Source organism: Novosphingobium sp. Leaf2 (assembly GCF_001421325.1).
Lineage (GTDB): Bacteria > Pseudomonadota > Alphaproteobacteria > Sphingomonadales > Sphingomonadaceae > Novosphingobium.
This window is the reverse complement of sequence record NZ_LMJY01000017.1, coordinates 240742-254584: the sequence shown is the minus strand read 5'-3', so window position 1 is coordinate 254584 and position 13843 is coordinate 240742. Positions and strand designations below refer to the sequence as shown.

General features: G+C 60.8%; 17 protein-coding genes. All 17 read left to right on the top strand.

Annotated elements, in window-relative coordinates; translation table 11 throughout:
• Positions 1-375: 375 nt before the first annotated feature.
• The 17 genes from ASE49_RS12825 to ASE49_RS12750 all read left to right on the top strand — a co-directional run bounded on the left by ASE49_RS12825 (position 376) and on the right by ASE49_RS12750 (position 13746).
• The gene (locus ASE49_RS12825; RefSeq protein WP_056773059.1) at positions 376-1203 is read left to right on the top strand and encodes a hypothetical protein; all 828 of its coding nucleotides are present in this window, start codon (positions 376-378) and stop codon (positions 1201-1203) included.
• Positions 1204-1284: 81 nt separating this feature from the next.
• Positions 1285-1629, top strand: coding sequence for a hypothetical protein (locus tag ASE49_RS12820; RefSeq protein ID WP_056773056.1), 345 nt, complete (start codon positions 1285-1287; stop codon positions 1627-1629).
• The gene (locus ASE49_RS12815; RefSeq protein WP_056773053.1) at positions 1626-2153 is read left to right on the top strand and encodes a terminase small subunit; all 528 of its coding nucleotides are present in this window, start codon (positions 1626-1628) and stop codon (positions 2151-2153) included. Before ASE49_RS12820 ends, ASE49_RS12815 begins: the two co-directional genes overlap by 4 nt.
• On the top strand, positions 2137-3636 hold the full coding sequence (locus ASE49_RS12810; protein WP_056773052.1) for a hypothetical protein: 1500 nt from the start codon (positions 2137-2139) through the stop codon (positions 3634-3636). The genes ASE49_RS12815 and ASE49_RS12810 overlap by 17 nt, the downstream gene beginning before the upstream one ends.
• A complete protein-coding gene (locus tag ASE49_RS18785; protein ID WP_235522979.1) occupies positions 3629-3808 on the top strand; it encodes a hypothetical protein in 180 nt (59 codons plus the stop codon). Before ASE49_RS12810 ends, ASE49_RS18785 begins: the two co-directional genes overlap by 8 nt.
• Positions 3809-3982, top strand: a complete 174-nt coding sequence (locus ASE49_RS18300) for a hypothetical protein (protein ID WP_156370305.1) — start codon at positions 3809-3811, stop codon at positions 3980-3982. It begins immediately after the preceding gene.
• A gap of 417 nt (positions 3983-4399) precedes the next feature.
• On the top strand, positions 4400-6058 hold the full coding sequence (locus ASE49_RS12805; protein ID WP_056773050.1) for a portal protein: 1659 nt from the start codon (positions 4400-4402) through the stop codon (positions 6056-6058).
• Positions 6058-6405 (top strand): hypothetical protein, encoded by a 348-nt coding sequence (locus ASE49_RS12800; protein ID WP_056773048.1) that lies wholly within the window; start codon positions 6058-6060, stop codon positions 6403-6405. Before ASE49_RS12805 ends, ASE49_RS12800 begins: the two co-directional genes overlap by 1 nt.
• Positions 6350-7081: a hypothetical protein gene (locus ASE49_RS12795; RefSeq protein ID WP_156370304.1), complete on the top strand. Its 732-nt coding sequence runs from the start codon at positions 6350-6352 to the stop codon at positions 7079-7081. Before ASE49_RS12800 ends, ASE49_RS12795 begins: the two co-directional genes overlap by 56 nt.
• A 3-nt stretch (positions 7082-7084) precedes the next feature.
• Positions 7085-8095, top strand: coding sequence for a major capsid protein (locus ASE49_RS12790; RefSeq protein ID WP_056773042.1), 1011 nt, complete (start codon positions 7085-7087; stop codon positions 8093-8095).
• A gap of 22 nt (positions 8096-8117) precedes the next feature.
• Positions 8118-8561, top strand: coding sequence for a Bbp16 family capsid cement protein (locus tag ASE49_RS12785; protein WP_056773039.1), 444 nt, complete (start codon positions 8118-8120; stop codon positions 8559-8561).
• The gene (locus ASE49_RS12780) at positions 8558-8797 is read left to right on the top strand and encodes a hypothetical protein (RefSeq protein WP_056773037.1); all 240 of its coding nucleotides are present in this window, start codon (positions 8558-8560) and stop codon (positions 8795-8797) included. The genes ASE49_RS12785 and ASE49_RS12780 overlap by 4 nt, the downstream gene beginning before the upstream one ends.
• Before the next feature lie 317 nt (positions 8798-9114).
• Complete coding sequence (locus ASE49_RS12770; protein ID WP_056773032.1) at positions 9115-9492, top strand: hypothetical protein; 378 nt, start codon at positions 9115-9117, stop codon at positions 9490-9492.
• Positions 9493-10317: 825 nt separating this feature from the next.
• Entirely contained in the window at positions 10318-10827 is a 510-nt protein-coding gene (locus ASE49_RS12765) for a hypothetical protein (RefSeq protein ID WP_235522978.1), read from the top strand.
• Between the two features lie 92 nt (positions 10828-10919).
• Entirely contained in the window at positions 10920-11477 is a 558-nt protein-coding gene (locus ASE49_RS12760; RefSeq protein ID WP_235522977.1) for a hypothetical protein, read from the top strand.
• Positions 11477-13288, top strand: coding sequence for a hypothetical protein (locus ASE49_RS12755; RefSeq protein ID WP_056773023.1), 1812 nt, complete (start codon positions 11477-11479; stop codon positions 13286-13288). Before ASE49_RS12760 ends, ASE49_RS12755 begins: the two co-directional genes overlap by 1 nt.
• On the top strand, positions 13288-13746 hold the full coding sequence (locus tag ASE49_RS12750) for a hypothetical protein (protein ID WP_056773014.1): 459 nt from the start codon (positions 13288-13290) through the stop codon (positions 13744-13746). The genes ASE49_RS12755 and ASE49_RS12750 overlap by 1 nt, the downstream gene beginning before the upstream one ends.
• Positions 13747-13843: the final 97 nt, after the last annotated feature.

The following is a 13843-nucleotide window of genomic DNA, read 5'->3' as shown; positions in this document are numbered from 1 at the left end:
AAGGACAGAGCATCATAAGTATCTGTAACTACGACAGATATCAGTCATTCGGCGATGTGGAGCGGGACAACGACGATGCGAAAAGTGGGACAAGGCCGGGACAACAGCGGGACAACAGCGGGACAAATAAGAACAAGGGAACAAGGGAACAAGATAAGGGAAATACACACAAGCGGGCGCATGCGCTTGCGGGAGACTGGAGACCCCACCCCTTCGGACCTGAGACGAAATCGCATGCCGTGATGCAGGCTTGGCCGCCGGGCGAGTTCGAGGATCAACTTGAGCATTTCACCGTCCATCATCGCGGGAAAGGCTCAAGGTTCGTCGATTGGCAGGATGCGTGGTCAACGTGGGTTTTGAATAGCAGGAAGTGGAATGGCGGAAATGGAAACTCTCGGAACAACGTTGGATCGCATCCTGCCCGAAATGGCGGAAAGCCCAAAGACGGAGCAATCGCTGCGCTTGACCGAAAAATGGGACTTGACGGTGGCCCGAGTGAGCCCCGCTACCATGACGATCGCCCAGGCCCGAAAGATCGCGGACGCGCCCTTGCCGGCCCTCGTAGCTTGTTCGGATGATCGCTTCGACGAATGCCTGCGCCTTCTGCTGGCAGCGCTCCCCAAGCGCAATTCGGACGACCTGAGCGGCGAGCTTCTAATCCTCGCCTATTCAGGCAAGCTCGGCGGCTATTCGGCGGAACAGATCGCCTACATGACCGACAAGGCTCTTGAGCGCTGCGAGTGGTTTCCGACCATCGCCGAATGCCTCGGGATCATTGGCGAATGGAAGCGCAACGATGCCCCTCTGCAATTGCAGGAACGCGCCAGGTCGATGGTGTTCGACGATCGCCAGATCCGCTTTCGCAAGGTCATGAGCGATCTTGCCGCCGGCGGTTACACGCAGGACCAGATAGACGCGATGCCCGATAGCTGGAAGGTCGTTGGCGAAACGCGCGGCTACCTGTGGGCACATGCGGATGGCTCGTACACGGCCCGCATTTTGCCGAATGGCGAGCGTGTGCCGTATCCCGAAGCGGTGGAAGTCACTCCGAAGCGCGCAGAGCCGGCGTGTCGCAAGTGCCAGGACTTAGGGCGCATTCTCGACCTCGGCGGGAACGAGGTCGATTGCCCGGATTGCCATGAGGAAGCCCAACGACACAACCACCGGGTCATGCATCCGATCGATGGGGGGTGTGGGGCATGAACGCTGTGACGATTATCGGCGCCACCATCCTCGCCCTCGTGTTTACCGACACGATCATCAGCGCGATCAAGGGGAACTAATATGCGGTCGCTCAATCCGCGGACCGGGCAGGAGATGAGCCCGAGCGAGACGATCATCTACGACGCGTTGTGTGAGGCGGCGCGCGACAAGATGCCCTGCCCGTCGAACCTCGATCTGGAAATGATGATCGGATGCAATTCGTCGAGCGTCGCACCGACGATCGTTGCCAGGCTGGAAGCACGTGGGCTGATCGAGGTGTTGCGCTGGCAGCGATTCCGCACCGTCAAAATCTGCGCTACAGGGGAATGGACCATGAAAGCGAGCAACCACCAGACGACGAGTGCGCATGTACCGCGTGGGTGTGGGGCTGGGTCGCGTTCTGGTGGCAAGGTGTTGGTGCGATGAGCCTGACGCCCAAGCAGCAAACTTTCGTTGACGAGTACCTCATTGACCTGAATGGCACACAGGCCGCCATACGGGCAGGATACAGCGCGAAGACAGCAACTTCGCAGGCAGAACGCCTGTTGAGGAATGTTGACGTCCAGAGTGCCGTTTGCGCCCAAAAGGCGGCGAGGTCCGAAAAGACCGGCATTGATGCTGCTTGGGTACTGGCGCGCCTTGCTATGGAGGCGCAGGCCGATCTTGCCGATTTGTACGAGGAAGGTGGTAGTCTGAAGCCAGTGAAGGAGTGGCCTCTCATCTGGCGGCAAGGTCTGATCCAAGGTGTGGAGACGGTGCGCGAGGGTTCGGCTGATGATATTTCGATCGTCGATAAGATCAAGATCAGCGACCGCATCAAGCGCATTGAGCTGATCGGTAAGCATGTTGGCGTGCAGGCGTTCAAGGATCGGCTTGAGGTTGATGTGACTAAGGATCTTGCGGCGCTACTTGGCAAGGCACGGGAGCGCGCCATTGGCAACAGCGGCTGATCTCCAGCGCGAATTGGCATCGGATATAGGATCGTTCACTCACGATCCCTACCGCTATGCCCTGTACGCATTCCCTTGGGTGTCGCCGCAACTTCCCGACGCTGGACCGCGCAACTGGCAGCGCGACGTGATGCAGGACATTGGCGCGCACCTGACCAATCCTGAAACGCGCTATCAACCATGCCGTATTGCGGTCGCATCCGGCCACGGTATCGGCAAGTCTGCGCTGATCGCGATGCTCATCAAGTGGGGGCTCGATACGTGCGTAGATACGCGCATCGTGGTGACAGCCAACACCGAAGGCCAGTTGCTCACCAAGACCTCTCCCGAGATAGCCAAGTGGTGCCGGCTCGCCATCACGGCGGATTGGTTCAAGGCCAATGCAACGTCGATCGTCTCCACTATGCCGGGCCGCGACAAAGGCTGGCGCGCGGATCTGGTTACGTGGAGCGAGAACAACACCGAGGCATTCGCCGGCCTGCACAACCAGGGCAAACGGCTGATCGTGGTGTTTGACGAAGGCTCAGGCATTTCCGACAAGGTGTGGGAGGTGACGCTCGGCGCGCTGACCGATGCCGACACCGAGATCATCTGGCTCGCTTTCGGTAACCCAACGCTCAACACAGGCGCATTTCGCGAGTGCTTCGGCAAGCAGCGCAATCTCTGGAAAACCCGCCAGATTGATAGCCGCACGGTCGAGGGCACGAACAAGACATACCTGCAAGAGATCGTCGATACATACGGCGAGGATAGCGACATCGCGAAGGTCCGCGTGCGGGGCATGTTCCCGTCGGCGTCGTCTATGCAGTTCATCGGCTACGATCTCGTCGAGGCGGCGCAGTTGCGAGAGGTCGGCATTGGGCTTGGGTCCGATCCGCTGATCTATGGGCTGGACTGCGCCCGGTTTGGCGATGACGAAAGCGTGCTGGCCAAGCGCTGCGGGCGTGATGCGAAGTCCAGGCCTTGGAAGCGCTGGAGCAAGATGGACGCGATGACGCTGGCCGCTGACGTGGCTCTTGAAGCGCAGAAGGAGCATCCTGACGCGATCCTCGTGGACGCTGGCAACATCGGTGGCGCAGTGATCGATCGTCTGCGCCAGTTGCTGCCTGACACGCCGGTCATGGAAGTGTGGTTCGGCGGTGAAGGGCGCGACGCGGAACTGGAGCCCGGCGTCACAATCCGCACCAAAAACAAGCGCGCCCAGATATGGACGCAGATGCGCGCCTGGCTGCGGACCGGTGCAATCCCCACTGGCGACAAGCTGCGCGATGATCTGGTCGGGCCGCTCTATTCGTTCGATGAAAAGCAGGCGGTGGCGTTGGAGCGCAAACAGGACATGAAAAAGCGCGGCCTGTCGTCACCGGACGATGGCGACGCGCTGGCCGTTACATTCGCCGAGCCGATCATGCCCCGACAATTACCAGGGTATCTTGATCCGATAAACTACGGAAATGGAGGGAACAGGTATGGCGAACTTGACTGACGCCCCCTTCCAAACCTGGCTCGCCACTCTCCCCGCGCTAGGCTATGAACGGATATGGATCAGCAACAACCTGCCCGGTCTGCGCAAACGCTTCGACGACACGGGCGGCGCTGCTATGCCGGCATGTCCAGCGCCACCGGAGCGGGCGCGCGATCGGTATGAGGAATTGTGATTGCCCCCTGAAATCCACACCGAGACACGCCGCATTGCTGCCATGCCCCGCCTAGGTTTGATCGCAGAGGCAGAAGTCACCACCATTACCGATCTGCGCGACACGCCATTTGGCACGTATGACTTTGGCACCGAGACTGTTAGCGCCATCCGCTGGGTGAAAGAACATGATTGACCACCCGATTTGCAGGCCAAACTACTGCCCTCAGCCTCCTCGGCCTGATGGAGCGACGTGCAAGCAGGCTGGATACTGTCTATGCGACATATATCCTGGCGCCATCAAGCGTTGCATCGATAAGCAGGAGGGTTGGCGCTGGGGTATGGCCGAGCGCGACCCGCTAACAGGCAAAGACAAGCGCGATTCAACCCCTGACTAACTAAGCGCAAAAGCCTCCTGATTACAGGAGGCGACCATCTGCAGCACCCCCGACGTTCCGACCGTCCCCGAGCGGCAGGCTGTCAAGCTGCCTGACTCCGGGGCTCCGCAGGGCGCGACCACGAACAACCGGCGCAAGGCCATCCTCGCCGGGATGATGACATCGCCGCAAGGTGTGCTGACGCCTGCCGCCACGGGCTCGCCCACGCTCGGCTGATGAAGGCTTTGCGCGATCACTGCCGGCAACGTCTGACGGCCCTCAGGAATATCCGCACGGATTACGAGGCCGAGTGGCGCGACATCGCGCGCTTTGCCCAGCCTGCTCGCACGCGCTTCCTATCCACGGAAACCAACAGGGGCACGACGCGGCGCATCCGAAATGCCAAGCTGTTCGATCCGCACGGCATCGAGGCATTCCGCACTCTTACCAACGGCATGACATCGGGCCTCACGTCCGCGTCACGGCCTTGGTTCACGCTCAAGCTGGGCGACGAGGAGTTGAACAACGAACCGGGTGCGCGCGCCTGGCTGTCGGATTGCGACAAGGCGATCTACTCATTTCTGGCCCGCACCAACTTCTACGGCGCTGCGAAGGCCGGATATGGCGAAATGGGCCTGTTCGGGACTGAGGCGTGCGTCATGGTCGAGCATGCCGGCGAAGGTGCTGTCTGCCATTCACTTACCGCTGGCGAATACTGGATCGGACTTTCCGACGCCTTGGTGCCCGATACGCTAGCCCGAGAATGCGCCATGACCGCGCGCCAGGTTGTGCAGACGTTCGGCAATGACGCTCCCCGCATGATCCGCGATGCCTTTGATGGATCACGTGGTGACGAGGTTTTCACCTTCTACAATCTGATCGAGCCCAATCCGGATCATAATCCGCAGCGCGCCGGCTCCAAGTCCTGGCGCTCGGTCTACTGGTTCGATGGCGATGATGCTGACCGGGTAATGCGAGTCAGGGGCTACAACGAGCAACCGTTCTGGGCACCGCGCTGGGACGTAGTGGGCGGCGATACCTACGGCGTGTCTCCCGGCATGGAGGCGCTGCCGGCCCTGCGCGAATTGCAGATGCAGTCCAAGCGCCGAAATGAAGCCATCGACAAGATGGTGAAGCCTGAAATGCTGGTGAAGGCGGGTGTCCGCCTGACCGGTGAGCCGGGTCGCACGGTGAGCGTCGGCAGCATCGACCAGAATGTGGCGATGCCGGCCTACCAGATACCCTACCAAGCCGTCGCAGCGATCGGTGGCGAAATCGACAAGTGCAAGCAGCAGATTGACGGGCTTTCGTTCGCGGACTTGTTCAATGCCATCACCAACATGCGCGGGATCCAGCCCCGCAACATGGAAGAAATCGCAAGCCGCAACGAGGAGAAGCTGACCCAGCTTGGCCCTGTGATCGAGCGTGTGAGCAACGAAAAACTTGAGGTCGTCATTGACCGCGTGTTCGGCATCATGTCGCGCGGCAATCTCCTTCCCCCGCCGCCGCCTGCATTGGCTGAGATACCCGGCGCGCGTATCGATGTCGAGTTCGTCTCGATCCTCACGCAGATGCAGCGGGCCGTTGGCGTCGGCCAGATCGAACGCGGCCTTGGGTTCGTCGGCAATCTCGCTGCCGCTGCGCCCGACATCATGGACAACGTGGACACCGACGAGACGGCGCGGGAGTATTTCGACCGCCTCGGCGTCCCGGCCAAGATCATGCGCGATAAGGGCCAGGTGGACCAGATCCGCCAAGGCCGCGCTCAGCAGCAGCAGATGGCGCAGGCGGCACAGATGGCCCCTGCCCTGCAGCAAGGCGCAGATGCCGCCCGCCTGCTTTCCGAAACCGACGTAGGCGGCAGGCCCGCGCTCGACACGCTGTTGGGCAACTGATGGCCGACCTCACGCCCTCCGAAGTCGAGTTGCTGCTTAGCCAGCCTGACTTTCGCCGCTTCGTTTTCGCCGCGATTCAACGAGCCGGCATCTTGAGCCAAGAAGGTCCTGCTCATGGGCAGACACCGCGTGACCTCAGCTTTGCAGAGGGACGCCGCAGCCTGGGGTTCGAAATACTGCAGATGGCCCACCTCGGTCAGTCTGAGGACGTCCGCAACGCCGATCCCAGTGCGCTCGTGACCCTCAACTCAGTGATCCAGACAGCAGTGACAGCCCCCAAGGAGAAGAAGAGTGCCGCCCGAAGCCGAGACATCCAGCGATACAGTGACCTCGACGAGTCCGACTGAGGCGACGCCCGTTGCAGCGCCCGTCGAACAATCGCCCGCGTCCGACACGCAAGCCGTCGAAGCTGCTGCGCCAGCGTCCGGTGAAGAAGAAACAACGCTCCTCGGCGGCTCGGTAGAGGCCCAGCCAGAGGGCGAAGGTGAGGCCGCGAAAGGTGATGAGCCTGCCCACGTCGTGCCGGAAAAGTACGAGCTGTCGGTTGATGGTCTGGAACTGGACGCCGCCGCCATTGAGATGGCCGAACCCGTATTCAAAGATCTGAATCTATCGAACGAGCAGGCCAACAAGCTGATGCCCGTCGCGGCCCAATTCCGCGAAAAGGTAGAAACCGAAACACGTGCCGCCACCCTGAAGGAACTGGTTGACGGCCACGCTCAGCAAAAATCCGAATGGTTTGCTGCAACCAAGGCTGATCCCGAGATCGGCGGCGGCAAGCTAGACGAGACAGTGCACCTTGCCGCGAAGGCACTGGATCACTTCGGCCATCCCGAAGGGTCCGACTTCCGCAAGCTGCTCACCGAAACCGGCTTTGGCAATCATCCCGAGATGGTGCGCTTGATGCGCTCCGTAGGCGAGATGCTGTCCGAAGACGGCTTTGTCCGCGCCAATGCGGGCGGATCTACCGCGCCCAAGCCTCTCCACGAGCGGCTCTACCCATCTGAAGCAAAGGGGGTTTAACCCATGGCCATTATCGGCAATACGTTCCTCAACCTGCTGGATGTCGCAGCCGTTCGCGATACGGCGGAAGGCGGCATCATCGAGGTTCTGAACTCTCTCGAGCCGTTCTACGCTGACGCCAACGTGATCAAGGCGAACAAGGGCTCATCGCACATGGTTTCCATGCGCACCGGCCTTCCCGCTGTAACCTGGGGCGCGCTCTATCAGGGCATTCCGCAGAGCAAGAGCGGCTACACCAGCGTCGAAGACACGACCGGCTTCCTGGAGGGCCTGGACGCGATCGACACGCGCCTCGTAGATCTGGAGCCGGAGAACTCGGCCAAGCTACGCGCGATGGAATCGCTGGGCTTCATGGAAAGCTTTTCGCAGGCCATCGGCAGCGCGATCTGGTACTCCAACGTCGCTGTCAGCCCCAAGCAGTTCCATGGCCTGTTCGCCCGCTACAACACGCTGGCGAACCCGAACGTCATCGACGGCGGTGGCACCGGCGCGGACAATGCCTCGATCGTGTTCGTCACGCACGGCGATGCGCAGACCAGCATCATCGTGCCCAAGAACGTGCCTGCCGGCCTCCAGACCGAGGATATGGGCAAGCAGCGCGTCCCCGATGGCAACATGAACCCTTACTATGTGCTGGAGCGCATTTTCCGCCAGTACATCGGTCTGACCGTCAAGGACTGGCGCTACAATGCCCGCGTCGCCAACATCGACGTGTCCGACGTGGCGGCGGGCACTGTCAGTCTCAACAAGCTGATGAGCAAGGCATACTACGCCCTCCAAGGTCGTCGCGCCTTCAAAATGGAAAAGCCCGGCGAAGCGAGTCCGGGTCGCACGGTGATCTACATGAACCGGCAGATGATGCAGGGGCTCGACGCCGAGGCCACCAATGCGAACCTCAACAACGCCCTCACGCTTGGTCGCATGGAACTCCAGGGCGAGGAAGTCCGCACCTGGCGCGGGCTGCCGATCCGCGAGACGGATTCCCTGCTGAACACCGAAACCCGCGTCGTCTGAACGCTGAACAGAGGATAATTCCATGATCTTCGACAATACGCTCCTGCTCAGCGACAATCAGGCGATCACCGCCGATGCGGCATCGACCAATACGATCGATCTGATTGCCACGGGTTCGCCGCTCGGCGGTTCTCCCATACAGAAGGATGTCGGACGTGCCTCGTGCGTCCCCCTCGCCATTCTGGTGACGGAGGCATTCAACAACATCACGTCGTTGCAGGTGCAGGTGCAGACCTCTGCCGACAACGCCACCTGGGAAACCATCGAAAGCGGGCGCCAGATCCCGCTCGCGACGCTCGTTGCTGGTCATCAGGTGAAGGTGATCGACGAACTGCCTGAGGGCACCAACGTCCGGTATGTCCGCCTGTTCTACGACATCACCGGGACCGCGCCCACCACGGGCAAGATCACTGCCGGCCTCGTCATGGCCCGTCAGACCAACTACAGCTATGGAGGCCGTTCGTGAGCCGCACCACCTATCGCGCAACCGCTGACGGCTTTCTGTCGGCAGAATCCCGCTACGTCAAAGCAGACGAGGTGTTCTCGACCGACGAGGATCTGTCCAATTGCAGCTGGGCGGAGGACATCACCCCTGCCGAGGTCAAGAAGCAGACCAAGGCTGACGCCAAGATTGTCGAAGCCGAGAAGGACAAGCCGGACGGTTCCGGCATTTCGGCTGAAACGCTGAAGTTGAAAAACTGAGAAGGCGGGGCCGGTCAATCAAAGGCCGGCCCTATTGCCATGAGGCAGGATAACGCTAACAACCCTGGGCGATTGCCGGTCCGTCGTGGGCAGCAGTTCGTCAGCCGCCCCGCTGCAACCCCGGAGCAAGTCGCCATGGCTGGCGCTGATCGCGACACAGATGGTAATCCGGTGCCGACCTGGAAGGCACACGCGTTCACCTATGATACGTCTGGCAATCTCCGCACCGATACGGTCACGGATGGAACGGAGACATGGGTTCGGACCTACTTGTGGGGTAATGGCGTGCAGACCGGCGATAGTGGCTGGGTGAAGCAATGAGCATCCAGATCAAGAACGCTCCGTTTCGGCGGAATCTGGCGGTCAGTCCGATCATGGTGCCGGCCATAGATACCGCATCATACGTACTGCTCGGAGCGCTTCCTAACGGCGTTACCAGTTTTGGCGTGGTGAATTCCTATCCAATCTGGATCAGGCTTCTCGGTACGCCAATGGGCGCTACAGAGCCCGCGAAAGCCAATGAGCATGATGGCTGGCTTTTCCCGCCCGGCCATTTCGGCATCTATTCAACGCAATTCCCAATGGGCTTGTCCTGCATCGCCGTCACGCGCCCTAACTTCCCGACTTATGATGATAGCGGCGCGCTGCTTTATCCCGATGCCGCGCTCGAACTGTTTTATGGTTCGGGGGCATGAGCGTTCGATCACCTGGCTATGGCCTTCCGGGGCCAAAGGGCGATACTGGCGCGCGCGGTCCTGTCGGAGCCCCCGGCAGCAAAGGCGATGCCGGCCCCCAAGGTGCACAGGGCATCCAGGGGCAAAAAGGCGACCAAGGCCTCGCCGGCCTAACTGGAGCCACGGGTGCGCAAGGACCAATCGGGCCCAAGGGTGATACCGGAACCCAGGGTGTGGCAGGCACCAAAGGTGACGCGGGGGCTGCGGGCGCGACCGGACCACAAGGCGCGAAAGGCGACACCGGAGCAGCCGGCATTCAGGGCTCAAAGGGAGATACAGGCTCTACTGGACCGACTGGACCTACAGGCCCAGCTGGAGCAGCAGGGGCTACTGGCCCCACCGGTCCATCGGCCAAAGTCGCGTTGCCGAATGTCACGATTTCAGGCAGTATTCTGGTCGGCGTTGCTGCCGGACCTCGTCTGCATACTCTGGATTGCGCGGGCACCCTTGTGGGCGACGTGCTTGTGCTCACGCCAGTTAATGCCATGCCTACTGGCTACATGCTGGGCGATGCTCGCTGCGCAGTTCCCGGTAAGGTCGAGGTGACACTGTATATACCGGTCGTCACGCTGCTCACCAACTACTCGGTGCCCGTGAAGGTAACGGCCATACGATAGCGCGATTCAACCCTGCCCACCTGCGCCGTAAACCAGCGCTATGGCTGCACTCATCGACCTCTGCAACCGCGCCCTTGCCGCTATCGCAAAGGGCCAGATCGCAAGCCTGGATGAAGGCAGCTTGGAATCGCGTGAGTGCAAGCGATTTGCGCAACCCCTGCTGAACGAGATGGCCGACTGGTCCGATAGTCTCGCGATTGCGCAGGCTAGAGCGCCTCTGGCAGAGCTGGTGAACGACAGGCCGTCCGAATGGCTGCACCGGTATGCCGTCCCCTCGGACATGGCGCAGCCGCTCGCCATTCGTGAGGTTGGCGAGGCCGCGCAATATCTGCCCTTGGCCGGACCGTCGAACTTCCCGCTGCAGAACGCGACGCCCCTCGCTTTTCTGAACGAGTCCGGCTCGATCTACACGAACGTGACCAACGCCACCCTGATTTACACGCGATCGACCGTTGACGCCGGAAGCCTAACGCCCCTGCTGCAGAAGGCCTTCTGCGACGAACTGTCCGCGCGCATCGCAATGCCGCTGACCAAAGAGCCGAAGCTGGTGCAAACGCTCTCGATCATGGCCGAACAGTCCAAGGCAAAGGCGCTGGCCGACGAGGAAAACAAGGTCGAGCGCCACCAGATCCGATATGTCACCGAAGCCGAATACGCGCGTCAGGGCTACGGCGCGTGAGCAACTTTCGGTCGGCGCAAACGAATTTCTCGCGCGGTGAGATCGCGCCCCATCTCTATGGCCGGTTCGATGTCGAGGCTTGGAACTCTGGCGTGCGCAAAGCGCGCAACGTCATGGTCCTCAAGTATGGGGGCCTGACCAAGCGGCCCGGCACGCACTTGGTGGGAGAGGTCTTCGACACCTTGGGCGACAACCGGCTTGTCCCGTTTCAATTCAGCCTGACGCAGACCTATGCCATTGAGATGGGGCAGGCCTATATGGCACCGATGACCGAGGGCGGGCGCATCGTAGAGGATGAGCTTGCCATCACCGGTATAACCAATGCGCCGAATGCTGCCATCACAGCCGCGTACCATGCGTATGTAGCCGAGAATCGCGTGTTCCTGAATGGCATCAACGGCGCGCTGGGCGAGCAGCTAAACGGTCGCATCGCCAAGGTGGTGCAGGTTATCGACGACAATACATTTTCCATCAACATCGACACCAGCGCGATGCCTGCTTTTACCGGGGCAACAGGCGGGATCACGAGGACGGTTACGCCAGATCCGCCGCCGCCGCCTCCGGTTGTCCCGCCAGTTGTGGAGCCACCGACGCGGCCCGTGGTGATCAAGCCTGGCGAACCATTCCGCCCCGACTATGGGGTGGACTGATGGGCGTTTCGCGCGCGTATATCGCCCCGACACCTTACAACGGCGTTGAACTGTCTGAGGTCGATTACGAGCAGACCGCAGACACCATGTATATGGCGCACATCGACCATGAGCCGTGGAAACTGGTGCGCTACGGCCATACCGACTGGCGGTTTATCAAGGTGACGTTCTCTCCCGTCCTGGCTGCGCCCGGCAGCACGACAATCGTTCCCACGCAGCCCAATGTGGATTCCGAGAACGACGGCGACAATTTTTTCCCGCAGCCCGTGTCGTATTGCGTCACCGCCGTGAATGAGGACACCGGGGAAGAGAGCCGGGCATCAGGCATTCAGACTGCCACGGTCGATCTTTCCCTCAAGCGCAACTACGTCACATTCGGATGGGCGGCGGTTTCGGGCGCAGATCGGTATAACGTCTACAAAGCCGACAATTCGCAGTTTTTCGGATACATCGGCACCACCGATAAGCTGACATTCCGCGACGACAATATAGGTCCCGCTCTCGATCGCGCGCCTCCTGAGGCCTACAACCCGTTCCCCGGCGCTGGGGATTATCCGTCTACCGTTGCCCTGTTCGAGCAGCGGGCGATGTGGGCGCGATCCTATAACACGCCCAACGGCATATGGGCTACGCGATCGGCGCTGCTTGAAAACATGGACCGATCGCAGCCGTTGCGCGAGGATGACAGCATCGCGTTTTCGATCGTGGCGGGCCGGGTCAACTCGATCAACCAGCTGGTATCCACCACGGGCCTGCTGGCGCTTACGTCCGACAGCATCTTTACGGTCGATGGCGATGGCCAGGGCGGCATCCTGACGGGCAATTCGCCTCCTTCGGTGAAGCGCCAGATCGGGCGCGGGGCGTCGCGGCTTGGTGCGTTGGTTATCGATAACGTCGTTTTCTACGCACCATCCGTAGGCTCGTCCGTCCGCACGATCCAGTATAGCTTTGAGTACGATGGCCAGAAGTCGAACGATGTTTCGATTTTCTCGCCGCACCTGTTCGAGGGCTTTTCGATCAAAGCGTGGTGCTATGCGCAAGAGCCTCGATCCATGATCTGGGCCGTGAGGTCGGATGGAGCCCTGCTATGCTTCACCTGGGAGCAGGATCAAAACGTATGGGGGTGGACCATTTGCGAGACGGATGGGTCATTTGTGGATTGTATCAGCATATCCGAGGGCGGTGAGAACCGGGTCTATTTCCTGGTGGATAGGATTGTGGGCGGCGTGACCCGGCGCTTTGTGGAGCGCATGGCCCCGCAACTATGGGACGATGTGGCCAGCAGCGTGTATCTCGACTGCGCTATCTCGGCATCGTTCGATGAGCCGCAATCTACGTTTTCCGGGCTATGGCATCTGGAGGGCCGCACGGTATCGGGGCTGGTTGACGGAGTGGTCGTACATGGCCTTGCCGTCACGAACGGACACGTCACGTTGCCGCCGAACAAGCCTACCGCAAAGCGGGTGACATTTGGCCTGCCCTACACCTCTGACATAGACCTTTTGCCGATCAGGGCCAACCTGCCAGACGGTGGAAACAACACTGGCCGGCGCCAGCAGACGGGCGACGTTTGCCTGATCCTTCGCGATAGCCGATCGGTCTACGCGGGCATCGATGCTGAGCATTTGTTCCTGATCAAAAGCCGCACAAGTGAAGCCTATGGCGCGCCCGACGATCTGATGAATGGCGATGATTACGTTTTGTCCACCGATGGCAAGGCGTGGAACGAAGTCACGTGCTGGATACGCTCTGTCGATCCTTTGCCAATGACGGTTCTGGGCGTGACGCGGGACATGGTGATCGGTGGCTGATGGATCAGCGCATCCGCATCGTTCCAGCAGAGTGGAGGCATATCAATACGGTGGCAAATCGCCTTCGTGATATTGACCGGCGCGAATGCGAGGCGATGGGCCGCAGCGGCAAGGACGCGCTTCGCCACGGCGTCGTGACCAGCGACAAAGCATGGACCGCGCTTGTCGATGGCCGGCCTGAGGCCGTGTTTGGAGTGGTCGTTGAAAGCCTGATAGACCGGGTGGGGACGCCTTGGTTTCTGGGGACCGATGAGGTTTACCGTCACGGTAAAGCGCTCTTGATGTGGGGGCCCGGTATCCTGGCGCGCATGGGCGATTCATCGCTGCGGCTATGCAACCTAGTGTCTGCGGATAATCGGCGCGCCATCCGGTTGCTTGAGCGCTGGGGGTTCACGGTGGCCAAGGAACACGTGGTGGTACGCGGCGTGCCGTTCCGGCATTTCGAAAGGATCGGGTGAATGTGCGGACCAGCAGCGCTTCCTATCATAGCAGCGGGACTGGCAGCGGCGGGCTCCATCACTGGTGGCCTCGCTGCCAACGCGCAGGCGAAGTTTC

Excerpts from the sequence above, each read along its gene's own strand:
- ASE49_RS12825 (WP_056773059.1), top strand. The coding sequence starts at position 376 with ATGGCGGAAATGGAAACTCTCGGAACAACGTTGGATCGCATCCTGCCC.
- ASE49_RS12820 (WP_056773056.1), top strand. The coding sequence starts at position 1,285 with ATGCGGTCGCTCAATCCGCGGACCGGGCAGGAGATGAGCCCGAGCGAG.
- ASE49_RS12815 (WP_056773053.1), top strand. The coding sequence starts at position 1,626 with ATGAGCCTGACGCCCAAGCAGCAAACTTTCGTTGACGAGTACCTCATT.
- ASE49_RS12805 (WP_056773050.1), top strand. The coding sequence starts at position 4,400 with ATGAAGGCTTTGCGCGATCACTGCCGGCAACGTCTGACGGCCCTCAGG.
- ASE49_RS12800 (WP_056773048.1), top strand. The coding sequence starts at position 6,058 with ATGGCCGACCTCACGCCCTCCGAAGTCGAGTTGCTGCTTAGCCAGCCT.
- ASE49_RS12790 (WP_056773042.1), top strand. The coding sequence starts at position 7,085 with ATGGCCATTATCGGCAATACGTTCCTCAACCTGCTGGATGTCGCAGCC.
- ASE49_RS12785 (WP_056773039.1), top strand. The coding sequence starts at position 8,118 with ATGATCTTCGACAATACGCTCCTGCTCAGCGACAATCAGGCGATCACC.
- ASE49_RS12770 (WP_056773032.1), top strand. The coding sequence starts at position 9,115 with ATGAGCATCCAGATCAAGAACGCTCCGTTTCGGCGGAATCTGGCGGTC.
- ASE49_RS12765 (WP_235522978.1), top strand. The coding sequence starts at position 10,318 with ATGGCCGACTGGTCCGATAGTCTCGCGATTGCGCAGGCTAGAGCGCCT.
- ASE49_RS12755 (WP_056773023.1), top strand. The coding sequence starts at position 11,477 with ATGGGCGTTTCGCGCGCGTATATCGCCCCGACACCTTACAACGGCGTT.
- ASE49_RS12750 (WP_056773014.1), top strand. The coding sequence starts at position 13,288 with ATGGATCAGCGCATCCGCATCGTTCCAGCAGAGTGGAGGCATATCAAT.